This is a genomic window from Chitinophaga filiformis (assembly GCF_021646545.1).
Classification (GTDB): domain Bacteria; phylum Bacteroidota; class Bacteroidia; order Chitinophagales; family Chitinophagaceae; genus Chitinophaga; species Chitinophaga filiformis_A.
Genome location: NZ_JAKIRP010000010.1, coordinates 75,898 through 102,426 on the forward strand (window position 1 = coordinate 75,898; position 26,529 = coordinate 102,426).

Below are 26,529 nucleotides of genomic sequence, written 5' to 3' on the forward strand. Positions count from 1 at the left end.
TTTACCGACATCTGTATATCGAAGGGATATACATATGACGGTGAAGTGATATCCAGATGAGCTTATAAGGATATGGAGATATAGAGATCAAAGCGTATTCAGTACGGGATTGAATCGAATCAGGTTGGGAATAACGGACGCCCGACAACATGAGGAAACGGGACTAGAAACGTCACCGGTACAACTTAAAAGCAGAGTTAAGGCAGGGCAAAGGCATGGCAAAAGTGTATTACCAATACGAATCATTCGCGGCAATAGCCCTCCGTAGGTGAGCTGTGTTTGTAGCGCGGGGTTTCAACCCCGGGACGGAATACGTCACAATCAATGCAACAATTAACCCCGGAACGAAATGGTTATTTCACAACAAACCGGTAGTCCCCCGACCCGGCCGTTAAAACAATTCTCCCATCCTCGTACCCTTTCACCTTTATATCTCTTTGCTTATCAACACCTTGCCCTCCCTCCATCACCTGCTGACCTTTCATCACCGGTAGTTTGATCAGTGCACTACTATTGGGAGGAATGACTATATGAAAAGTCAACTCGTCTGCCTTTTTCTCCCATTCGCTAATTATAGCCCCAAAAACCGTTTTATAGGAAGTTTTAACCCAGGACACATCCCCGACCATTTCAGGCCGTATAACCGCTTCTTTATAGGCAATGGAACGATCCTGCTGGGTTATTCCACCCAGCCCCGTATAGAACCATTCCATTAGGTGGCCCAACATCAGGTGATTGTTCGAGACCCTCTCCAGGGCAGCCCAGGATTCGGTCAGCGCCGTAGCTCCTTTTGCCAGCTGGAATCCATATCCCGGTACGTCATCACGGTTATTCATCTCGTACAATAGTTGAGACGCGCTCCCTTCCTGTAAGGCCTGTACCAGGAAATGAAAGCCGATATCCCCTGCTGTGAGTTTCCGGCCATTCTGCTCAATGGAGTCCACCAGGTTTCTGAAAACAGCCTTCCTGTACTGCGCTTCCACCAATCCCACACATAGGGGCATGGCCATAGCGGTCTGACTTCCGGTCGCATATACTTTAGTAGCCGGATTGAAGAACTGCTCATTGAATGCCTTTTTCACCCTGGCAGCCAATGCAGCGGCCCTTTTTGCTCCCTCCGGATCTCCACTCATGCTTCCCATCTTTGACAGTAGCATAAGATCGTAATAGTAAATAGCCGTAGCTGTCAGCGCTTTCGGCGTTAGCTGTGCCAATCCCGGACGCTGAGGGCCATTATCATACCAGTCGCCCAGGCCATACGAAAGCATGTTATTCACTGCTTTTGATTGCAGGTAGTTTGCATATTTGCTGGCAGTTGGATAAGCCTTGCGGATAATTCCCGTATCGCCATACCATTTGTACAACTGCCAGGGCAGTATGACACTGGCACTTCCCCATTCCGGCGAATCCCTGAAACCAAAGCCATTATCATCAAAGAAGACATATTCAGGTGCGATATCGGGCACCAGGCCACTGTCTGTCTGCGCCTCCCGCATATCGTCCAGCAACTTGCGATATAACAGGGAGATGTCGTAATTATATTGGATAGAATTACCCATCAGGTAATCCTGTTCCAGCCAGCTTAGTTTTTCCCTGTGCGGACAGTCCGTTGCCACACTTTGCAGATTGCTCTTAATAGCCCACTGGATCAGGGTATAAATTCTGTTGAACAGCTCATTCGAACAGGAGAAACTACCGGTCGCAGGAGCCGCATTGCGGGTATGCAGGAAGTTCAATTGAGTGATCGCCGGCAGTAAAATATTAGCAGCGGTATCCGGAGCAGCACCCTCTACCTGCACATAACGGAAGCCGTAATAAGTAAAGCGGGGCCGCCAAACCTCTTCTCCATCCCCCTTCAATGTATAGGAGAAGTAATAAGGAGAACCGGTGGCTTTTTGATTGGATAACTTGGAGGCATTCAACAATTCAGCAGGTATTAGCTTCACTGTTTGTCCTCTTTTACCTTTCACTTTCAGCTCCACGATACCCGAAGCATTCTGACCAAAATCATACATATACACACCTGGCTGGACTTGTGTGACCTTTTTTACCGGCAGTATTTCCATCACCTTTACCGGATGATCCAGTTCCGGTACCAGCCTTTTCTCTGTTGCTTTTACAATGATGGCCTGTTTCCAGTGTGCAACATTGAAAGAAGGCTTGTCCCAGCCGCTTTGTTCCAACTGCGCATCATAGTCCTCTCCACCATAGATGCTGGCAAATGTGACGGGCGACGGCGCTGTTTTCCAATCATCACCGGAAACAATATTTTTAACTGTTCCATCAGCATAGGTGATCATTAGCCGGCAGATCATCCTGGGCATGCCATAGGCAATGGACAACTTCTTATAACGTTCCTTATTCACATTGAAGAATCCATTCCCTACAATTATGCCTAATGCATTTCCACCTGCTTTCAATTTATCTGTTACATCATAGGTATTGTGCAATACCGTTTCATCATAGTCGGTCCAACCAGGCGCCAGGAAATTGTCCCCCAGTTTTTCCCCGTTCAAGCTTACCTCGTACTGACCAAGTCCGCTGATGAAGAGTAAAGCACTTTTAATATGATCGCCACCCAGGAACTCCTTACGGAACAATGGCACTACCGGCCGCTGACGCGCCTTATGCTTCTCATAGAACTTATCGCCTCCACTATGTACACCTGGTACCACACGCATAGAATCAGGAATATCCTCGTATCCTATCCATTGTGCCTGTGCCCAGTCCTGCCGGCTGGCGAGAGCTATTGTAAAAGACGCAGCAGCGCTCCACGATGATACATTACCATGATTATCCCACACACGTACCCGCCAGTAATATTTATGCGCAGGCAGTATAGCCCGCTTCACAAAATGAGGATCTATGTTATAGGATTGCGAAATACGAATGCGGGCGCTGGTATCTTTCGTTCCCGCCAACGCAGTATCTTCAGTGACCTGTATCTGGAACATCGTCTGCATGCAGCCTCTTTGAGATGCAATCAACTCCCAGCTGAATGCCGGACTAAGCCCCGTACCTACAGGATTTATCTTACGATCAGTTCTCAGGTTAACAACCTGCAATTCCTGTCCCCAACTCTTCAGATATAGTAACAGGAATAGCATCATTATGCCTTGTCTCATGCTTATCATTCTTTGTGCGCTGATGTCGATTTAATGGTCAGTTGCGCCGGCGACAACCCGGCTACAGTAGCGCGTAATGTAATGTTACCTGCGGTTTTGTCTGCTTTTATGATTGCCAGACATCTACCCTGCCAGGCTTTACGTTGTGGTAATTGATAGCTCTCCACGCTCATCGGATTAGCGTTGCCTACTCCTACTATAGCTGCCGGACCAGTGATCTCAAACTTCACCAGGTCTTCTGCATTGGGCAACCTGTTACCATCTGCGTCCGTCAATTCAACCGTCACATAACTCAGGTCCTGTCCGTCAGCAATGATCTGCTGCCTGTCGGCCGTCAGCTTTATCTGCGCAAGTTTCCCAGCTGTGGCCAACGTGGCTGCAGGAGATTTCTGTTTGCCCTTATACCCGATCGCTGTCAGCTTTCCCTGTGAATAAGGCACTTGCCATACCGCCATAAAACGGTTCGCTCTACCTGCTTTTTTGCGGCCTAAAGAAACACCATTCAGAAATAGCTCTGCCTCTTCATAGGAAGTGTATACAGACACTTCGAGCGGCTTTCCGTTGTGCCCCTCCCAGTTCCAACTATCCCGGGCATCGTACCATTCCCAATGACTCCATTCAACTTTGCGGGTATTTGTATCAAAAGAAGGCTTCGGTGGTTTTACGAAAATGGAAATCTGGTCCTCCTTCCAGAGTACATCACGGTAGTGTGACTGCGGGCGTTTCCATCCGCAGATATCAATATCCCCACAGTATGCCAGGTTCCAGGGATAAAAGTCCTGACGCTGCATATATCCCAGCCATCCGATACTGGCCTCGCCTATGTAATCAAAGGCAGTCCAGACAAAATCTCCTATCACCCAGGGATGATCTTCAACGGCCATCCAGTAATCAAAAGCTTCTATGGCAAAAGACTCTGTTGCCATCATCACCCGCTGTGGCATACGTTCATGATCTTTTAGGTATTGATCACGCGCATAGTTATAACCTGCTATATCCAGTGTTGATAGAAAAGCATCTTTATCCGGTGCAATGCCATTTACGCCACAGGTAATAAAACGTGTGGTATCTATACTGCGGATATGATCGCGCAGCATAGCTGCTACCTTTGCTACTTCCGGCTTCTCGCGATGAGGGATCTCATTCCCGGTGCTCCACATAATGATAGACGGATGATTACGGTCGCGATACACCATACTTTCTAAATCGCGCTTCCACCAGTCATCAAAGTACAGGTGATAGTCTTCAGGATTCTTTCCATCATTCCAGATATCAAAAGCCTCGTCTATCACCAGCATACCTAAGCGATCACAGGCATCAAGAAAAGCAGGTGAAGGTGGATTATGTGAACAGCGGATCGCATTGTAACCACTGGCTTTTAATAATGCTACTTTACGCTCTTCTGCCCTGTCATATGCCTTCGCTCCCAATGGTCCGTTGTCATGATGCACACAGCCTCCTTTCAGCTTGATAGTTTTACCATTCAGCTGAAACCCTTTTTGCGCATCCGCAGTAATAGTACGGATACCAAAGGAAGTGGTAATGCTGTCCTTCAGCTCATCATTCACATATATCTGTGAAGTCGCTTTATACAATACAGGCGACTCAACTGACCAAAGCGCCGGAGATTTCACAGTAATTTCCTGCTGTAATACCGTATCCTTTCCTGCCTGTATCAGCTGCTGACCTTTATGTTCGGCTACTATTTTTCCTTTTGCATCTGACAAGCGTGTGATCACAGTAGCTGTAACAGCTGCACCCGTTTCATTCTGTAATGTTGTATTGACATTAACTATTGCTGCACTATTATTCACTACGGGCGTAGCAATATAAGTACCCCATTGTCCCACATGTACAGGCTCCAGCGCTTTCAGCCACACATGGCGGTAAATGCCCGATCCGGCATACCAGCGACTGTTCTCACCTTCATTCCTCACTTTCACCACCAACAGGTTCTCCCTGCCAAATCTTACATGCGGCGTAACATCATACCAGAAGGAAGTATATCCATAAGGATGTTTACCCAGTTTCTTTCCATTGATCCACACCTGCGCGTTCATATACACACCATCAAACTGAATGATAATACGCTTACCGCGCTGCGCGGCAGGCATAAGGAAGTGCTTGCGGTACCAGCCACTGCCTCCGGTGGTAAATCCGCCACTCACCTGACTGAGTGCCCCCTTATTAAAGGGAGAAACAGTTCCGGGCAGGTCTTCAATACTCCAGTCATGCGGGAGCGATACCTTACGCCAGTCACTGTCATTGAATAAGGTATCTTCTGCTCCCTGTGCGGCGCCCCGCCAGAAAAGCCAGTTATCGTCGAATAACTGTACACGTTGTGCTGTCAGTTTTGTGCTGCACAGCATACAGGTAAATAATACTATCAGCAAACGGCTCATCATCATTTAGCTTTCGTGAAATTAAGTGTACTCTTACCGAAGTCTTTAGAAGTTGCTACTGCGATACCACGCTGATCTTTCTTATCGACCGCACAATAGAAGTGGTAGACTACTCCCTTGTAAGAAATAACAAACGATTTATGGGCAAAACGGCCATCATAGTCTTCCGTTGAATTGATCAGGTCCTCTCCATACCAGTCAGACCAGTGTACCAGGTCATAAGAACAGGCAAAGCGATTAAAGGCAGTTGGCCTGTCCTTCCAGAATGCACCGAAATAAAACATCACCCATACATTATGCATCCGCTGTATCACGGCATCTCCGGTGATACCGGTATAATGGTCCAGCACGGGCTGATCGAAATACCTCTTCCAGTGCTCCATATCATCAGATACTGCCATACCAATACGTTCCTTGCCCCGCTTAGGGTTCAGGCTATCCCCTTTCGCATTGTAGTACATCACAAAAGGATAACCTGTAGTGGTGGTCTTATCCCATATGACGGAGCTTTTGTAAATAGTGTTATTCTCCCACCAGCCGGCATTGCTGTCTGTCGCCATCAGGGCAGGTTTACCAAAGCGATGCCACTCGTGCGCCTTAGTGATCTTTTTAGGGGTATTGGCAATACCGATAGACAATAGCCCCTGTTCATATCCGGTCTTAGCACCTCCGATATACGTCATCCAATGTTTATTTCTGAACGACTGCCATTTGTAGTTACCTCCCCACACATGGTCCTGCAGGGAAATATATCCCGCCCGCTGATTCGCATCCCAGGAAGTGGTACTATCAGCAAACGACATCATCTTTCCTTTTGTTTTCCAGTGCAGCAGGTCTTTGCTTTCCGCCAGCCAGGTTTCGTAGCCGCGACCATCATACATGATATATACCATGTACCATTTCCTGCCCTTACGGAATATGCTGGGACAATCCAGTTTCCTGCTCTCATCTGGCGGCACCATCGCCATACCGTACTTGTAAGGTGTTTTTATTTCATGATAGATCCTTTGCATCACTGTCATAGGCACTCGATCATTTGCCGTAAGCTTTTCCCGGAGCAACTGTACTGGCCCTAACAATCCCGCTTCCAGCAAGGGAACATTTTGCAGACGCAAGGGCGCCGTAGTATGTGTAATACGCTGTGTTGCCGGCAGAGCGGTATCTCCGATGAGGCGGTTAGCCCATGTATTTGTTACAGCGACAGACAGTTCATTTTTTCCATTATGTAAACCCGGCGTAATATCCACACGGTAAGGGTAAGTCCATGCTACACCACAGTTGATGCCATTTATTGTAACTTCTGCTATATTGGCCACACGCCCCAGATCCAGTAAAACGCGGGATAAAGTATCATTCTTATCCAACGACCATTCAAAACTCCTTTTATAGGTGGCAGTACCTGAATAATAACGTATCTGTGGAGAAGCATGTTTACTCCAGTCTGTCAGTTCATTAAACATAACAGGCGCTTCGGGACCTCCTGCTGCTGTATCAAACTTCACTTCCCATTGCCCGTTCAATGTTTCCCCGGCTTGCAACATAGGCCCGTTAACAGCCTTATGCATTTCCTTTTCTCCTGTGGCTTTCCGGAAAATAATAAAAATGCTGCCGTTGGCCGGCAATTGTAATTGCAGGTTTGTACGTCCGTTATGTGATGTCCAATCTGTAGCCATACGTTGGTCACCTGTTACCGCGTCCCATAATTCAGGCAGCCGGCCTGTTGTACGGAAAGACACATTTATCAATCGTTCCATCTCTGCCTGATTAGAAACAAAGTAAATATCATAATCCGGAGCGGTGCGATGTGTCCAGGCAATCCCCCTGGCTCTTTTACCGGATTGTTCTTTCACCAGCAGGTCTGGCGCCAGTCCCAATGCATCAAATGAAGATGCCTTCCAGGGTGCTTGTATTACACCTTTATTTCCTAACGTGATCACACTATCGGGCGCTTCGAGCGACCTGACAGGCCCATTCACCAGTACAGTAGCTCCTGCCTGCAGCAACCTTCTGAGATGAAATACTGTTTCGCGGGATAATAAATTACCTTCCGGAGACATCGCCATTGTACCAGGCAACACCAACAGCCTATACACAGCTCCTCCCGGCAATACAATATTGCCATTCTTCACTGTTGCCAGCCTTAATAAGGCATCCTTATTAAATGAATCATAGTTGTATCCCTGCAATGCATCCACCCAGGTGGCAGGGTCAGTAATGTTTGCAGATGCAGTTATCCCGGCAGGCATTTCCCTTAGCGGGCCTCCCCTGTTGGTCATGCGCTGTGATTCCATATAAAGCATACTGTCTCCGAAAAGACCAGGCAATACGCTTGTCAACCTTTCAGGCAATACTGCCCTGCGTGGTAATCCCTCACCGGTGAACACTGCAATATCTGCCACCGGACGGCCTTCCTGCAGTAAGGCCTGACAACGCTGTGCATACGCCACCCATGCCCTGCCTGGTTTCCACCAGGTCTGATCGCGTTGGAAATAGAGCCCTACGCCATCCAGCGTCATGCCAGGACGCTGATCTGTCCACGGATTATGTGCAAATACATGATACACGAGTTTATTAATGCCCAGTGCATAGTTACGGTCAGCCAATGTCTTGAGCATACCGGGATGTTCATCCCAGCGCATACGCAATTCTGTAAATGCCTCCGCCTGCACAATGCGTTTACCATATATATGCGCGCCTGAAATAGCATCCAGCATATCATTCGGCTTGTCATGGGTAGGGCTGCGCAACCAGTATTCTCCCATCGGAATATCGGCGGACTGATAATGCTGCATGCCATCTGAAGTCATCACAGGCGCTACACTTTCCGCACTAAACTTACATTTATGTGCGTGGGCCAATGCTGCCAGCGTATCATAGAAGTTTCGTTGTACTAATTCAGTAATTGTTGTTCTTACATCATGCAGGAAGTGTTCGGCCGTTTGTGTGTTCTGTACAGGATACCCCGCCATGGCAGGCAGATAGCGGAGGAGATCATAACCACGGCGTTTGCTAAACGCTTCCCTGAAGCCGGATGACCAGTTCTGACTACCACATTCCCAGCTATCCACATGAAAAACTTTCAATACACTGTCTGCCAGTTGCGGGCCTATCTTACGGATAGTCTCCCCAAACCAGTGATCAAACTGCACACGCACTGCGGCACTATTGAACTTATCGCATTCCAGTCCCGCTCCGGCGCCGCCAGTAGCATTTGTATACCCTGTAGGTGTGTGGCCTATGCGTAGTATTGTCCAGTTACCTGCAGGCGCTTTCCATTGCAGCCTGCCTGTCGCATCCATAAAGGCCGTGAGGTCTGTTATTTTATCGAGTGGAATACAATCTTTATCGGGGATCTGCTTTGTTGTTGTGTAAGGACTGATACGCCATACAGCGCCGCTCTTACCCTCAAACTGGTGGATACGCGGCTGATCTGAAAGGAGCAGTCCTGTTACCTTCAGGCTTTGTTTCCATTTAGCAGCATCCAGATCTTCCGCACCTGGCTCCGATCCTTCTTTGTTGTAGGAAAAGCGGAAGTAGCGGGCTGTCACGGGAGTAATAGCATGTGTAACCGGCGCATCTGTATCCTGCCAGCCATGACGGGGAGCTTGTAACTGAGCCACCGGCCGGAAATCCACGCCATTGTCGCTTACTGAAATGTGCAGGCGGTGTGCCTGGTAGTTGTTACCATTGGTACGCACCGTCACTGCATAACAGGTGAAGGGCTGGGCATACGCATACTGGATCCAGCAAGGATCCTGGCTGCGGAAGCTTTCCTTATTACCGGGTACAGTGAGGAATTGCGCATTCACACCCGGCTGACTGGTACTTACGACTGGCGTTTGCCTGTTTAACGGCAAAGACGGGAATGCCAGCACTGCAATATCTTTATAGTACTTTTCGTTGGTTTCGGGTTGAGCTAAAGTATCGTTGAATACTGTATTCCCTTTTACTGTAGTAGCGGTCCACACTACTTTCTGCATAGATAATTCCGGTGTGATCCAGGGGCCTCCCGCCAAAGCAAAACCATCGCTTACATGCATGCCAAGTTGTAAGCCCAGTCTGGCCGCTTCACTGTGCGCAAAGCGTACCATATCCCACCAGGCAGGACTTAACTGTTCTACCGGCGGATCGATAAAAGGCGGGTTCGCTTTCCCTTTTATAGGCATGAGGTATGCACCACCAATACCTGCTTCTTTCATTGCTTCCAGATCGGCAGTAATACCAGCACGGCTTACGCTCGCATGCATCCAGTACCAGAATACCCAGGGCTTTGCATTAGCAGGAGGCTGCCTGAAAATACTGTCGAGACGTTGGTTCTGCGACATGCCAGCTTTCACAAAAAGGCAAAAAATGATAAGAAAGAAATACCGTTTCATAAAAATCGTACAGACGAGCTACACAAGCATTTATTGGTTGACTAATATTCGTTTTGTAAAATTCCGCTGAACTAAACAGGTTAGAAGCACCGTCTAAAAAGCCCTCATTTCATTGGCCAAATGTGCTGACAAGATCATTAGCTCCGGCAGCACCTTGTACAGCAGGAGCTGAACACAAACTGGCACCGGTGTTGACACTACTGAAAGACAGACTTCATATAAGCTGCATTTGCACTAAAGTTCTTCTTTACATTCCTTGGATCATTTGCATCGCGGGAACGTTCTATGACCAGCCACCCACGCCACTGCATCTTATCCAGCGTACGTTTTACTTCTTTCATATTGATGCGCGGATTATTCTGTAGCCATACGCCATCTGTGTCTGTACAATGGATCTGGCAGATGCGCTTAGCGCCCAGGGTCTTCAACTCCTGAATCAGATCACGTCCTGCCTGCAGGGCATTGGAAAAATTGAAATAACTCTTTATTGCAGGAGAACCTATTTCATCCAGCAGTTTCACCTCATCAGCAGCCGGCAGGGCCGTTTCTACGCCGATGATCACACCTGCCTTTTCAGCATTCGCGCCTATGCGCTTTAAGCGTTGTACAACAACTGGCCGTAGCCCGGGGCGCTTCACCAGGTCGACCTGCACGCCCAGCGGCAGAAAAGCGGTCTTTACATTCATCTGCACCATTGTATCAATACAATCCTGCACCATCTTTTCTACTTCTGCTTCAGGCCTTTCCGCGAAAGATTGTGCATAAAAGCCTGACATAGCAATGGAACTGATAGCGATGTTCAGCGACTTAGACGTATCCAGAAATTGCTGACGCACCACGGGATCAGATAGTTTACTGTTGAAGGTCGGACGGTTACCCAGTCCTCCCATATCTACTTCCACACCATCTGCACCGATATCCTTTGTAAGCTGAAAAGCGCCTAATTTCTGGCGTTTCAGGATCATCCAGTCACATACCGCTATCCGGTATCTGAGGTCTCTTTTAAAGGCTGCCGATACCGTTTCCGGGAGTAACAGTCCTCCCGCCAGTAAAGCGGCATTGCCCAGAAAGCGACGTCTGCTCGTTTTTTCCATCATGGCCATTGCTCATTATTTATAGGTTTCAATTCAAGTGCACGCGGGTCTATCTTCACATGCCTGATCCGCTGCCTGCGCCAGGTGTATACAACATGCACATAACCATCAGCAGTCTGTATTACCGAAGGATAAGAATACTGGCTTACGGGCGATCCTTCCAGCACCAACGCGGCAGACCAGTGGATGCCATCATCAGATACCGCTACATTCAGTGGTGTACGCGCTCCTTTTGATTTGCCAGCAGGTGTCTTCACATGGTTGTACACCAGCAATTGTCTGCCATCTGCAAGTGTCACCGCATCTGTACCGGAATTGTTGTTAGGCAACGCTGTAGCGCTGAGCGGAGACCAGGTCTTACCATTATCCTCCGACCAGGATTGCACAATCGAACCGTCCTTACTTCTGCAGAGTATCTGTAGTTTACCCTTGCCGTGTTTTAATATGCTTGGCTGAATAACGTTAAATGTCTTTCCATCATTGATAGGGCCTCGCTTTGTCCAGGTCTTACCTGTATCTGTGGTACACTCAAAATGTACTTTCCAGCCCTTTCCTTCCGTGCTCGACGGAGAAATCAACTCGCCATTGTCCAGCAGAACAGGCTTGTTCTTTACAGGTCCCAGAAAGCCTTCCGGCAATGCCTGTGCAGCAGACCATGTCAGTCCGCCGTCAGCGGATGTCTTCATCCAGCCTTTCCATGAGCCAACATTCTTTCCGGTTTTATAGAATAGCTGTAATGCACCACCGGGCACCTGGTACAGTACCGGGTTCCAGCAGGCTACCCGCTCTGTATCTGACATGATACCATTAGCTACTTCCACCGGCATTGTCCATTTATCACCCATCTTACGGCTTACCCAAATCCCCACATCCGGATTTCTTTCTTTTGTACCACCAAACCATGCTGCGATCAGCCCGGCAGGTGTCTCCGCAATCGTAGCTGCATGGCTTTCGGGAAAAGGAGCAGATTCGAAGATGAACTCATCTTCCACAATACCTTTCTTCCATGGCTGCTGCAGATTGGAAGTAAATACATAATCGCCCGATCCGATCCTGTATACAGCCCGGTCACCTTCCATTCTCAGGAAAGTGATATCTTTCACCTCACTGATAGGTTTCCCACCCTCCTGTATATCCACCACAGCACGAGCGGGGATATACACGGAGGCGGTGGTATTCACAGGAACGGATAGTGTCCACGTAAATCTGTTTATATCTTTTCTCCAGCTGCTGCGTACCGTACCATGCATAGTATGGAAAGATGCATTCACATAGTCCAGACCTCGAGCGAGCACAGGATTCATTTCCAACTGGCTGTAAGCAGCTGCGTTACTCTTTATTCCTGCAATATCTTCATACAACCATACCAGCAGATCTCCCAACAGCATTACATGGTTATGTGAATTCATAGCAGGAGCAGCGGTATTACCATTCCATAATTCCCAGATAGTAGTGGCGCCATTCTCCACCATATATCCCCAGCCGGGATAATCCCTGTCTGCCGAAATCTGGTAAGCGATATCTGGTCTGCCATTACGTGTAAGACCGCGCATCAGCCATTGTGTACCAATAAGCCCGGTACTGATGTGACCCCCATATTTCAACAGCGTACTGTCTGTAATATGCTTGAATACCTGACTGCGAACGCTTGCAGGCACCATGTCAAACGAGAGCGGCAGCAGATTGGCTGTTACCGTATTATTGCCGTAATGATCTGTATGCAGGAAACGGTTATTAAAGGCTGTCTTAATGCTATCTGCGCCTGCTTTGAACATCGCCACATCAGACGGCCGCTGTAGTAGTCCGGCAAACCTTGCCATCATATGCAGATAGTGATAGTAATAAGCCGTTGCAATGAGAGTACCATCTGTAATACGGGAAGAATCTTTAGTATGGATCAGTTGTTTGGACTCAGGAGGTACACACCAGTCGCCATACTTATCTTTTGTCATAATACCTTCCTTCAGGTATTTTGTTCTCATATAATGCAGCCATTGTTTCATAGATGCATAATGCCTGGCAACAGCCTGCAGGTCACCATACTGATCATAGAGCGTATTGGCGATCATCAGGTAAGTACCCGGCCAGGTCATGTTATCGGAATAGTAGTTCCAGTAAGCCGGCGCTACATCCGGAATAGCACCTTCTTTGGTTTGTGACTGCTCAATATCATCCAGCCATTTGGCATATAACTTCGCATTATCAAACAGAAAGCTTTCTCCGTAAGCACCGGTAGCACGATCGCCCAACCACGGCATACGCTCATTTCGCTGCGGACAATCCAAAGGCATTCCTTTATAATTGCCCAGGATGCCCCAATAGGCATTTTTGTAAATACTGTTGATGGTGGGATCAGATGTTTCAAAAGCACCTGTATGCGCGAGATCATCACTGACCACCTGGCCTTCGAGATGGCTCTTTTCCAGCTTCCCTGGATAACCACTGATCTCTGCATAACGGAAGCCGTGATATACAAAAGCGGGCGCCCAGTTTTCTTCGCCCTCGCCTTTCAAAGTATAGATGTCTGTCACTTTCGCATCACGAAGATTATCTCTATAGAGACTACCATCTGCCTTCAGCGTCTCAGCAAAACGCATAACTACCTGCTGGCCTTTCTTCCCTTTTACCTTCAACTGCAACCAGCCGACCATATTCTGTCCCATGTCCACAATATATACGCCTGGTTGTTTTTCTTTGACAGAAACGGGACTTAACCTCTCCACTATCCGCATCGGTTCATTCATCTGCGCCTGTAATACACCAGCAGGTGCAGGCACTAGTTCTGCCTGTTGCCAGCCTTTATCATTGAAGCCTGCGGCATTCCATCCCGGCATTTCTTTATCTGCATCATACTCCTCTCCGTCATATTCATTATTCGTTCTTATAGGTCCATCAGCAGTCAGCTTCCAGCTGGCATCACTGGTAATCATCTCCCGCTTTCCATCTGCATACAGTACTTCCAGCTGCAACAGTAAACGGGGATAACCGAAGGTGGTGATCTTATGTGGCTTATAAGCCTGCCGCATAGTAAAGAAGCGTCCATTTCCCAACACAGCACCAATCACATTTTCACCGTTCTTTAAGGCACTGGTAACATCGTATGTATTATACTTTACTGTCTTACGAAAATCTGTGGGCGATTGCGACAACACCGCTGTACCCGTACGTTTCCCGTTTATATATAACTCGTATGAGCCCGGCCCTGCCACATAGATAGTAGCACGCTTAACAGCCTGTTTAACTGTAAATGGTTTACGGTAGTAACGGGCCGACAAGCGGGAAAACTTAGTATGTGCGCTATCCCATGCAAAGCTGGTATCTGCACCGATCCACCTTGCTTTCCAATCGGATCTATTCAACAACCCCATACTCCATGCGTTCACATTACTCCATTCTGACTCACCGGCACTTGTCCACACTTTCACCTTCCAGTAACACTGCTGACGGCTTTGTAATGCTTTACCATTGTAGGATATATGAATGCTGTTTCCGGAGAGGATCTTTCCTGAATTCCAAAGATCCCCCTGATTGGCAGCCAGTTTCTCAGGAGTGGACGCCACCAGGATCTGGTAGGCGGTTTGTATGATATTACGCCCTGCGCCCGCTATCTCCCAACTAAGGCGCGGACGGATAACATCAATGCCCTCCGGATTAACGAGCATCTCACAACGGAGATACTGCAGGGACACAGGACTTGTCTTAGATACAATAAACCGGTCGTGCAATGTGTTGGCTACTGTTACCTGAGTAACACCAATCGTCAATAATATATAAACCAGGGCACGCATTATCATTCAGCTGTTTTGAGGGCTCTTATGTAAAACTTTGCAGTCCGGGACTCCTGTTCTCCGGCTTGTTTGAGATCATACTCCTGATCAGCAGGGGTATCTGCATCAGGAAAATGTCTAGGCTCACCGGTACGGAATACAATTCTTTCCAGTTTATCCACAGGTGCAAACATTAAACTCGTTAATACGTCTTTACCATTTACATTAATAGTGTAGAAACGATTTGTAGTATTGATAGTGAGACGTACATTATACACACTATCTGGTGCATACTTCATAAAGTTCTTAAACCTGGCGCCTGCCTTGGCTTTAAAAACGCTATCTGCATCGAAGACCAGCCTAAGCCCCGGCCTTCCTTTTCCATCCTGCAACTCCACGTGCAAACAGCCATGATCATTCTGCGCAGCTTTCACGGTGAATAATACTGTCAACTTTGTTGATGCCGGGAACAATCGCTCTGCCTTTGCATAATCAAAGGGGTCCTTGTCTTCCAGCATCAGCTGCGATTCCCCACCGGCAGTCGTCGCATCATTGGGCGAACCGGCATCCATAGGCACTACTCCAATAGATACCGGCGCCCAGCGGGGACTATAGATATTCCAGTTCTTCAGTGCATCAGCAGGTTTCATTTCAGGGAACACATCATTCACATGAGCAGGTGCTTTATCCACAACAGGTACCGGTATCATAGATACCCAGATATCTTCTTTATTCATACTGTAGGTCACCCACAGATTACTATCAGCCGGCGTACCATTTCCCTCTTCAATACCTCTCACATACTGCGGACCATAAGATTTATAGTTACCACCATAACGCATAGGAGTGATCTCTCCATTCACCAGCAAGAGGTTTGTATAATCTATACCGTCCTGACTTACAGACAAGGCCAATGGCCAGCGATATTCAGAGGGATTGTACACTGTTGCATATCGTCCATCGGCAGTGCGTTGTCCCCATATCTTGGCATTGCTATTCACAAACCCTGGCGCACGTGCTACGGTTCCCCAGGTACGTCCTTCGTCTTTACTCATGCTTGTCAATGCATTCTTCCACAGCCCTACCACCCGTCCATCCGGCAGGTGATAGTAACAGAAAGCCTTGTATTCTTTATGGATAGGGATCAGTGGATCATCTCTGTCTGCCTCCTCATTCCATTGCTGCAGCATCAGCGGTGTAGCCAGCAATTCATTACAGGCAGCAACAAAACCTTTGTCTTTACTGGTAGCATAAAAAGGGTATGATGTATTATCCTTATTCCATTTCTTATTATACCTGATAAAATAGATGGGGCCAAACTTGCCATCAGGCAATATTTCCCTTACTACGCGTCCTATCCCCTTTCCATCATTTGGATCATCTTTGGCGTCCAGGCAAATGCCATAATAACCCAATGCCAGCAGCCGGTTACTCTTCGACACATAAAATCCCATGCGCTGGTGCATAACCGCCATCAGGTTCTTCGCTACACCCGGATGTCCTTCCTTGACAGTACCATCAGGAATTTTATAGGGAGGGAACAATAACACCGGCATACCCCAATTGTAACCATCGGCAGAAGACAATAACAATGTCTGTCCCGGAGGAATACTTTCGCCCTTCTCATCGCTCAGGTATTCCACATAAAAGCGCTTATTCCAATACGCCAACATAGGCGCATGATTGTAAGTCCATCCGATATTATCTCCCAACTCAGGATGTTCCCTGTTGGCACGCATGATCTGTATACTATGCACTCCCATCGCCGGCCGCAGTTGTCCGTGATGATAGTCCACATTCACTAATGTATTGCCTGTATAGCGGATACTTTCCTGTGCCTTCGCAACAGTACTTAAGCATAAACTCAACATGCATATCGTTGCACTCTTCCTCATATCGGTCATTTGATCTGATTCAATATCTTCCGGCGGACTTTAAACACTGTTCCATGCTTATGCCCTGCAGGCACTTTGATCTGCCCGTTGATGTCTTTAAAATTGTGAAAGTCTGTTGTACTCACCGCTCCATATCTCTTATTCCCATAATCATCATAATAGATCAGCCACTCTTTGCCACTCTTCAACACAGTAGGCCCTTCAGTGAGCTTTCCCGTGAAAGCAGCGGAAGCAGTACTATAAGGCCCTAAAGGATGTTTGGCAAAAGCTACTTTCAGGTCCCGCTCATTCCGGGTATTATCTTTCAGTACCAGAGTATACTCCTGTATGTCTGTCCTGACGATCACGGCATCTATCACGCTGAAACCCGGATCAACAAACAGCCTGGCCGGAGAAAACGTTTTAAAATCTTTGGTAACCGTATAATACATCCGGTGGTTATTATTCTCGTCCTCAATCCCTTTCTCAAAACGTCCGGGTATACAGGATGCCCACATGATGATGAACTGTTTTTCCTCTTCATCATAATACAACTCCGGCGCCCACACATTTACAGTAGTAGGCTCATGCTCCATCACAGGAATGAACTGCTGCGGTTTCCAGTGCTGCAAATCGCTCGAATAAGTATATCCAAACCCTTTATCGCCTTTCCAGCTGGTAGTCCAAACCAGATGAAATGTACCATCAGGTCCTTTTGCAATACTGGGATCGCGCATGATCTTATCCTTGCCTACCACCGGCGTTAAAAAACTACCAGGCAGGCTATCCCAGTTATAACCGTCATAGCTGTAAAGGAAATGCAGACCATCTTTACCTGGCTCGTGGAATGAAGTAAACATATAAACCTCTTTTCCTGATCGACAGGCGAAACAGGTCAATGCCAATATGTATATGATGAATTGTTTCATTTCAAACCGTGGAATTTCGTTAACAATCAACCAACCAATGATAATTTCAAACAACATGCCGTTGCGGATAAACCCGGTTGGATACACGAACCGCGGGTTGTCCGCGCTACAAACACGTCCCGGGGTTATCACCCCATGCTACAAACACGCCCCGGGGTTATCACCCCGCGCCACAAACACGCCCCGGGGTTACACCCCGCGCTACAAACACGCCCCGGGGTTACACCCCGCGCTACAAACACGCCCCGGGGTTACACCCCGCGCTACAAACACACAACTCCTAGCGGAGTTGATCGGCTTAACGTCCATGCAGGGTTTGTATAGCGTCCGCTTACCTATCGTCAAAACCCCGGAAGTAGCGAGCGGTTTCAGATGGTAATTGCGGGCCTTCGGCTCTTCGGGGGGACGATTGCTAAAGCCTCATCGTGATGCTCAACTCAACACGATTGCCAAAGTTCAATAGTACTCCGCTGCCGAAGAGGCGCCGACCGCAATACCATCTGAAACCGAAAGCGTATTCCAAAAACTCACCTCACCTTATCAATCACCAACACCCAATCATTCCCATTCTGTTCCTCTCCTGGCGGATCAAACACCATCACACCTTTATTCGCATACTCACCAATCCTGCTCATGTTCCCACTGCGCGGATCATACCATGAAGCCTTCACACGACTACCGGAAATCCGCCCCATATTCACTGGAACCTTACCACCAGTATACGTATAAACAAAAGCATAGTCCTTCCCACGCGTCGCACAAAGGCGTTTATATCCCGTAGCATTGTCCGCCACTAACGACTGATCAGGAACACGATCAGCATACCCCCTTGAACAGATCAGTTTCTTTAGATAAGCCATTTGCCCGGCACCAGGTGCGTGAATAGCCGTGTCCCAATATTCGCGCACACCATATACCCCAGGACCATCGCCATGCTTATGCATCTGCATAACAGCATTATGCCCGTAAGTATATCCACAGGCACCGGCAAACACAGACCAATAAGCATACCGACGCACATCACAATCCTTCCAAAATGGCTCTTTCGGATCATGCAGCCCCTGCGGAATGCCCTCATAAGAAGGCTCGCCGTCTATAACCGGTTTAACTGGTTTCCTGTTATAATCAACATTGACGTACTTCCAGTTATCTTCTCCGTATTTTTTGTCTGTAGCCGCAGTATCCTGATCATACCGGCGATGACCTGACTGGAACATGTTAAACGCCAGCCATGAGGCGTTATGAAACCAGTCGGACGACTGCGTACGTCCACGTGGATGGAATGTTACAAGATGCCCTGGATCTTCGTTATGTAAGGTATTGCCAACAGCCATCCAGACATTCATAGAATCGCTGCCCTTTATATCACCACCATTCATCCAGACAATATTCGGATAATCTTTATACCGCTTTGCCAGAAAAGACGCATAAGCAGTCGCTTCTTCCTCTGTCACAAAACCAGCTTTAACCGGACTTCCCCACACAGGCACCAATGCCATATACAACCCTTTCTCCGCTGCTTTGGCAATTACAAAATCTATATGGTCCCAGTAATCATATTGCGTCGTATCAGCAAACTGGTTGCCGGAAGTAGTCAGCGGGCGACTAACATTCCTGGCGATCAGTGCAGAGTCGCCGTAGATATTGGCGGAGGTAACACCTGGCAATACCATCACCTGGATAACATTAAAACCTTTCTGCTGACGGTCGGTGAGATATTGTTCTGTTTCTTCCCGGGTCAGTCGTGTGAATAATAACCAGCCGGTATCTCCCAGCCAGAAGAAGGGTTTGCCATCAGTAGTTTCAAAATATCTGCCGTTGGCTGATACCCTCAGTGGTAACATCTTTTCTTGCTGGGCATCCACATAGGTTATCAGACAAAATAACAGGCAAAAAGTCACAGTACAGATCTTGTTCCGCATAACAGGTCTTTATTTACGTACCAGCCATAATACCAATGCCCCTTGCTGTGGCGTCGGTAGTGGATGACCAGTACCTGCTTTAATATTTTTCTTGTTTGACAGTGTTTGTCCGCTGGCAGCATCAATCCATACCGCATTAAAAGTACCGGAAGCTCCTGCTACATCAATAGCAGCTGCACCTGGCGTATAGATGATATAATCACCATGAGCGTTGGTGAGGGCGAAGAGCCCCGGCATGTCTGCCGGATGCATCTCAGCAGCGGCAGACAGGAAACCGGGTACAGCTATGGATGGAATACTGGCAAGAGAGCCTCCTGCCATGAATACAGCCCAGCCGTTTTTATCATAACCATCGGCAGAATAGATCACCGCTTTACCGGGATACTTATCACGGTATTCGCGGACTGCCCGGTATACTTCTTTTTCATCACTCCGTTTAGGTTTCAGCAGGCGTGCATGCTGACGGGGAGCCAGGTTCTGCCCGCCTTGCGGAGCATAGGTCGTGCCACCTGTCTGGTAATGCCAGTAACGGATATCTATCAGATCGATCATGGGAGAACGTGCAGGGTCCTGCAGGATCGCGTCCTGCACATCTTTCGTCGTACTCAGCCCGATCACCGGATGTTGTTGTTTTTCTTTTTCCCAGGCGCTGATCACATCTACCCAGAAATCCACAAAATGTAAAGGGCCTGTGAATTCCGCACCTATCAGCTGTATCACGTTATGATTGCTGCTGAAGTTATCCAGGCATTGACGGATATAAGTGCGGTGGAACTGTTTTCGTACAGCATGAGTAGTATCGTAGAACTGCTCCGCCATAAAGATGCGTTTACCACCGGCATAAGGTGGCGGCTCTGGAAAGCCGGTGGCATTGATATTGTTGGCTGGCCGCCAGGGGAAGTCAGCATAGTGCGCCCCTGCCTCGATAATATTGTGCTGGAAATACTGCTGATGGATCAGCACCTGCCCTTTACGATCAGCGAGATGCGCAAACTGTTGCAGGCGGGACCAGTACCAGCGGTTATATTTTGTAAGATCATATTTGCTCAAACCATCCCATGCAGTGCCTTGCCCGCTACGGGCAAAAGGCTGCTCATAAAAAGGCGGCCATACATCACCATCCAGGCGTAGTACACGCTCATGATCATCACGGCGCCTTTCATACCATAAGCCGTAATTATGATCGATCGCTACGATATGTTTACGTTCCATCCAGGCAGATACAGAATCCAGATCATCTGTTAAACCAGTACCTGTTCTTCCCGGCACAAAACGGGTGATATGTGGTGTAGCTTCCTGTATGCCATCAGGACGTATGTTTCCACGCCACCACGACACATCTCTTCTGTCGCCAGTCATAACAGCACCATTATTCACCAGCCATCCGTTCACTATTTTCATTCCTGCTACTGCGGATGATTGTGACGATTGTACCACCCCCTGTATCCGCACACCTGCGGCATCAATGGGAATAGGATCACGTTGTGCAGCCTGTCTGATCCATTCATATAAAGTAACTGCTGGCTGCATTGCCTGGCGGGATAACTCAGCAGCTACTGCCACTGTCGGACTGCTGGAAGCATCTCCCAGCTCGGGTAACAGGTAAGCGCGTGCTGCGGCGGCCTCTCCCCGCCTTGCCGCCAGTTGTGCATAATAGAGGCTGCGTGGCTGAATATATTCATTGGAACTATACCATTCTCCATCTCCTGAAAACTGCGCCCAGGTGCCGAAGGCCCAGTTATTAGCACCGGGCGGCCGCGGACAATCAACCCTTGCTGCAGCACATTGCCACAACACACTGTTAGCGGCAGTCCATCCTGCACCCTGTCCATCCTGCCCACGGTTAGGGAAACCTAATGCCTGCCCGTTAACGATCACGTTGTCCAGCAACAGGCCGGATGCCCAGCTGTCAATCGCCCCGCTGAAACTGTAGGGCATGTCAGACATACATTGCACAAAGGCATTCGGACCCGCAGCACAGAAGCCGGCTGCAAAATCATGATACCCGTACTGGGCATAGTTGCGCTGGAACAAGGTCTGCTGACCGGCAGTAAAAAAAGTGTACCGGCGCTGCCCACCTATCTCGGACACCGGCGACAAAGAGATACAATCTTCTACTGTCACCCTGCGGGCTGTTTCCAGCACTGACACTGCGGAACCTGCAAAGTGTTCAAAGGTGAGCTGTCTTACCCAGGCATCTGTGGTATTTTCAATTGCGATGGCTGTCCAGCAATGATCTTCATCCTTAGGATTGTTAGCGTCAAATACTGAACGGCAATGCAGGTTTTCCACACCCACCTGTGATATACGTCCCGGCCATTTGTACACAGCAATAGTAGCCCCGCCGTAAGTACTGTCCAATGCAGTGGTTAGCGGTACATCCAGAGTCACTGTATTTCCCTCTACTTTGGCCACTTTTCTATACCAGTGAATTTCCCGGTCGCCCGGTTTCCATCCTAATGTAGTAATACCGCCACCAAAATGCGCGGTACCTAGTTGTTGTATCCAGGCCTGTGTGCAGGGTCTTGTAACCTCCACTTCATCTCCCGCTTTTAAAGCAGTGCCTGCAGGCACATGTACGACAGTACTGTTCACAGGCACATAAGCATCTGTCAGTTTTATGGCAGGTGACAACTGCTTGTCGTTACGGCCGCTTACATGTACCAATACAGCACGGCTGTAACCAGTAGCGAGCAACACTGTACTGTCTCCGCTGCCTCTCAGCACCACGCCGGAGGAGCGTATGCGCAGACTAGCGCTCACTGCGTAGGTGCCCTTATCCAGCAGCACAGCTCCACGTATACCATCCTTATCTGCCGGCAAAATTGCCACATAATCCAGCGCAGCCTGTATCCTTGCGGTAGCATCTTCCTGCATAGCAGGCACCCTGACCCTTACGGGGGCCAGGGGCAATGCTTTATCTCCAGCCATATAACCACACCAGGAAAAGTCGGGAACACGGTTCCCGCGCTCATCCTGTTGGTACATCAGTTGCCCTTTCTCCCATGAAACGGGGGGCAACGGTGCTTTTGGTTTCTTTGCCTGTGCGCTTGCCATCACGGGCATGCAACAGGCCATCCATGCTATTAATAATGCCTTATCCATTCCTGCGTTTCTTCCATTCGGCTTCCGCCTTTTTCATGTCAATACCTGCTGATGATAAATAGTTGTTGATACGGCCTTTGTACTTACCGAACCATGCATGTTTCTGTTCTGACGAACCGGCATCCATTGCTTTCTCACGCGCTTCTTCCAGCCAGGTCATGATCTGCTGCTGTTGCTGTTTGGTCAGCTGCGGCAGCATCTGCAGGTATGCATTGTAAGTTATTGGCAGAATGCCGTAAGTCATACCGTCCTTTACTTTTGTTACCTGTTCTGTAGTTAATACAGACGATAATTTTGACAGGTAACGTTCGTGCAGCTGATGCACCATTGTCGTATCCTTCTTCTCTTCGGTATCGCGCAGGTCTACATATTGCTGTGCAATGATCTCCTGCACCTGCATTGACTTGCCTGCATCATTGATATCGAGTGTGGAAACGATCTTTGCTGCACGCTCAGTCACGATCATCTGGTAACTTTTCTTTTCTTCCTTGATGTCATTCAGGAAGTCTTCGATGTTGGTATAACCATCACCATTCGCATCCAGCAATGCGTCTTTCGCATCTTTAGGATTCAGCTTATGGCGGGTTTCCCATTCATCAGGAATACCGTCTCCATCGCTATCTTTGTAAGGCGTTCCTTTATACTCAGGATATCCACCTACCTGCGCGATATCGTAAATGATGCCTTGCTTGTAAGAATCTTCCGGTAAACGGCGCTTGATATACTCGCTACCGATCTTTGAATTCGTATTGTCCTTATACTGGATCTTACCTGTTCTTACCTGCTCTACCACCCTGGTGTCTACCGCATCTCTTTTAGGAAGCGTAGCACCTGCATTGTCCAGTACGTATTCATAAGCATCCTTCGCAGACATGATCATCATACGCGGCATAGGCAGTGGTTTTTCCACACGCATATCCGGCTGATATTCGCCTGCGTTGTCCATATCTTCTATCTGTACGCCGCCATCCCAGTTATTTTTGGTGATGTTCGGATAACCGTCCATGATGTTGCCGCTTACGTATGCGCGGCCAAATTCCCGGTATTTCAGCTTGCTGCGCCCAGACTCCGGTTTCAGTATTCTGTGACCAACAGGATCGTCTTTCGGCGTAACAGGACCTGGTTTAAAATAGTTATTGATGATATTGAACTGTGAGCGGTAATCGCCACCATCTACGGTGCGATGTTTCCAGTTGAAGACTACGTTATTAACAAAATTGAATACGCTGTACCAGCCGATAGATGGGTTGCGACCTGCATTACAAGCCCAGAGATTACGCATGAAGGAACAATTCTCTCCTCCCAGTGTGCTGCCAAAAGCGTGGTTGTAAGTGTCCAGTGCTTCAGCAGAGATCGTATTCTGGATAGTGATATTTACTGTAGGCAATTTTTCTTCCTGATACCCTGCACCCGGGTTATACATGTGACGATAGAGGGAGATATTTTCATCCAGTCCCCAGCTGGTAGAACAATGGTCGATGATGATATTACCGATCGGGTTACCGCCCAGGGCATCATCCCTGCGGCCCACATTGGTTTCACCACGACGGAAACGCATGTAACGGATCACTACATCGTGCGTGTTGATCCAGAAAGATTCACCGGCCACACATACGCCATCACCAGGCGCTGTTTGTCCTGCGATAGTGATATACGGCGCCATGAGAATAATAGGCGTTTTCAGCTTAATGATACCGGCGACGTTGAAGATAATAGTACGGGCACCACCTGCTTCGCAGGCTTCACGTAAGGTACCCGGACCACTATCAGCCAGGCTGGTCACCACATAGATCTTGCCGCCTCTTCCACCAAAAGTGTAGGCGCCACCGCCTTCTGCACCCGGGAAGGCAGGGATCGTTGCCTGTGGCAGGTCAGTAGGACGGGAGGCAAATGGTACATAGGGTTTTCCCTGGCGGGCTTCCTTTTTTACGATAGGCAAGGCCTTTTCCCATGCCTCATCGGCATGTTTCTTGGCTGCTTCCAGCAGTGAATCACTGACATCCTGTACTGCTTTCGGGATGGTGGGATACTGAGCAAGAGCGCCGTGCGCCGCGCCAAGGGCGGCGATAAGCAAAGTTCCGGCGAGATAATGTTTCATACTATTCACAGAGTTTAATGTAATGGTTCTTGAACTTTAACGGCCCATAGATGATTAATTATGTTAGGTTATTTTACTCAAGCGGATTAAAACTGCCATTGTTCCATCCTACTGTTTGTACAAGGCTTGGATTCCTTGTAAGATTTGTAGTCGGAATAGCATAAAAATAATAGTTGGACGGGTAATTGATCGGCCGCTGCGTATCCAGCAGTTCCACGGTTGTTTCAAAATACGTGGTATAATCCGGTCCGTTCAGGTCCAGTTTGTCACGCAGCATGATGCCGGTAGCATCTGTTTTTTCCAGATCGGCCACAGTATATGGCGGCTTCACCGCGATCTTCAGGATAGAACGTCTTTTCCCATTCAGCTGATCGAACAGTTTGTTACGGCGCAGGTCATCGTAACGTTTACCTTCGAAGGCCAGTTCTATACGGCGCTCGTTGATAATAGCGGTGAACATCTCTTCTTTGGACATAGAAGGTTTCAGACCATAAAGGCCTCCTTCTCCGGGATGGATACCCGCTCTTTTACGGATGGCTATCAACATATCATACGCCTCCTGCATATGGCCGGTAGCATTCGCACACTCTGCGAGGTTCAGCATCACTTCTGCAAAACGCATCTCTATCCAGTCTGTCTTACCCAGTTTAGTGTTATCCTTAATTGTCGAAGTATTGATATTCTTGCGGCAATAGAAACCGGTCGTACTCGGTTTGTTCTTGTCATCCGTCACGCCGGTATATGTCCATTGCTTACGCCCTGTTTTATTGCTCAGCGGCCATATACAGCCATTGTAAGCGATGGTGGCATCGAAACGCGGGTCCCTGTTCTTCCAGTAATATACAGAATCATACCCTGAACCAGGGTCAGTGATCGGCAGGCCGTCTGCAGTAGGGAAAGCATTTACCAGCTCCAGCGTTGGCTGATAAGAGCCCCCGCCTCCGTTGGACTCAGAAAAAGGACGGGCAGCATCTTCAAAGGTGCTTGCCTTGTTCGCCCCGTCAAAAGAACGTAACAGGATCACCTCCTTATTTCCGTTGCCTTCATCCAGCCAAATGTTGGCAAAACTGGAGAACAATCCGTAGCCATCATAGACCAAAGTATCATATGCCGCTTTATTGGCTTTATAAGCCCTTTCCCAACGTTCCTGATCATTGTTAGGGTTGAACTGCGGACTGGCCCAAAACAGCAGCAAACGGCCTTTAATACCCATTGCAGCGCCTCGGGTGATCCTACCTCTGTCTGAGCTGCCCCAGGTGGCCGGTAAGGAAGTGGCCATATCCAGATCCCGGGCGATGGAATCCACACATTCCGAGGTCTTGTTCCGCTTTACATACAGGTTCTCCGTGATCCAGTCCTGCGGATGACTGACATAAGGTACGCCACCATACAGCTTAATGAGCTGAAAATACAACCATCCTCTCAGGAAATATGCCTGTGCCTTGATCTTTGTCTTTACGTCCAGCGGCAGCGCACCTTTTTCGATCTCCGTCAGCAGGATGTTGATCTTACGGATATACGCCCACGCATTATTGGATGCATTACCGCCAAAGAAATCGTTGATGTTATCCACAGACAATGTACCAAACCAGATCTTCGCGTCTCCGCCATTATAGTCGTCAGACAAATCGTGAATAGCGGTAGGCAGTGTAGCTGACCCTGATAAGTTCGGCCAGGTAGGCATGGATACATCATACAACCTGTTCACATACAGCGTAGCGGTAGATTCATGATCCCAGGTACGCTCGTCGATACCTGTCAGGTCCGTTTTATCAAGAATGTCAGAACAGGCGCTCAGACAAACAGTGAGTAATATATAGCTGAATATTTTTCGCAT

The 26,529-nt window shown here is 48.3% G+C and carries 11 protein-coding genes; all 11 read right to left on the reverse strand.

Translation table 11 applies throughout. The annotated features are described in order from the left end of the window. Positions 1-353: 353 nt before the first annotated feature. Entirely contained in the window at positions 354-3,125 is a 2,772-nt protein-coding gene (locus L3C95_RS22085; protein ID WP_236390835.1) for a family 78 glycoside hydrolase catalytic domain, read from the reverse strand. A 5-nt stretch (positions 3,126-3,130) separates the two neighbouring features. Next, a complete protein-coding gene (locus L3C95_RS22090; protein WP_236390836.1) occupies positions 3,131-5,533 on the reverse strand; it encodes a glycoside hydrolase family 2 TIM barrel-domain containing protein in 2,403 nt (800 codons plus the stop codon). Then, a complete protein-coding gene (locus L3C95_RS22095; protein ID WP_236390837.1) occupies positions 5,530-9,852 on the reverse strand; it encodes a glycosyl hydrolase in 4,323 nt (1,440 codons plus the stop codon). The genes L3C95_RS22090 and L3C95_RS22095 overlap by 4 nt, the downstream gene beginning before the upstream one ends. A gap of 248 nt (positions 9,853-10,100) precedes the next feature. Further along, positions 10,101-11,006, reverse strand: a complete 906-nt coding sequence (locus L3C95_RS22100) for a sugar phosphate isomerase/epimerase family protein (protein ID WP_236390838.1) — start codon at positions 11,004-11,006, stop codon at positions 10,101-10,103. Then, positions 10,997-14,785, reverse strand: coding sequence for a family 78 glycoside hydrolase catalytic domain (locus L3C95_RS22105; RefSeq protein ID WP_236390839.1), 3,789 nt, complete (start codon positions 14,783-14,785; stop codon positions 10,997-10,999). The genes L3C95_RS22100 and L3C95_RS22105 overlap by 10 nt, the downstream gene beginning before the upstream one ends. A 2-nt stretch (positions 14,786-14,787) precedes the next feature. Next, entirely contained in the window at positions 14,788-16,659 is a 1,872-nt protein-coding gene (locus tag L3C95_RS22110; RefSeq protein WP_236390840.1) for an exo-alpha-sialidase, read from the reverse strand. Between the two features lie 5 nt (positions 16,660-16,664). Next, complete coding sequence (locus L3C95_RS22115) at positions 16,665-17,498, reverse strand: glycoside hydrolase family 43 protein (protein ID WP_236390841.1); 834 nt, start codon at positions 17,496-17,498, stop codon at positions 16,665-16,667. Between the two features lie 596 nt (positions 17,499-18,094). Further along, positions 18,095-19,489, reverse strand: a complete 1,395-nt coding sequence (locus L3C95_RS22120) for a glycoside hydrolase family 140 protein (RefSeq protein ID WP_236390842.1) — start codon at positions 19,487-19,489, stop codon at positions 18,095-18,097. 9 nt (positions 19,490-19,498) lie between these two features. Further along, positions 19,499-22,594 carry a DUF6298 domain-containing protein gene (locus L3C95_RS22125; protein ID WP_236390843.1) on the reverse strand — a complete coding sequence of 1,032 codons (3,096 nt, stop codon included), beginning with the start codon at positions 22,592-22,594 and terminating at the stop codon, positions 19,499-19,501. Next, complete coding sequence (locus tag L3C95_RS22130) at positions 22,587-24,692, reverse strand: DUF3826 domain-containing protein (RefSeq protein WP_236390844.1); 2,106 nt, start codon at positions 24,690-24,692, stop codon at positions 22,587-22,589. Before L3C95_RS22130 ends, L3C95_RS22125 begins: the two co-directional genes overlap by 8 nt. 73 nt (positions 24,693-24,765) lie before the next feature. Then, positions 24,766-26,529 carry a RagB/SusD family nutrient uptake outer membrane protein gene (locus tag L3C95_RS22135; protein ID WP_236390845.1) on the reverse strand — a complete coding sequence of 588 codons (1,764 nt, stop codon included), beginning with the start codon at positions 26,527-26,529 and terminating at the stop codon, positions 24,766-24,768.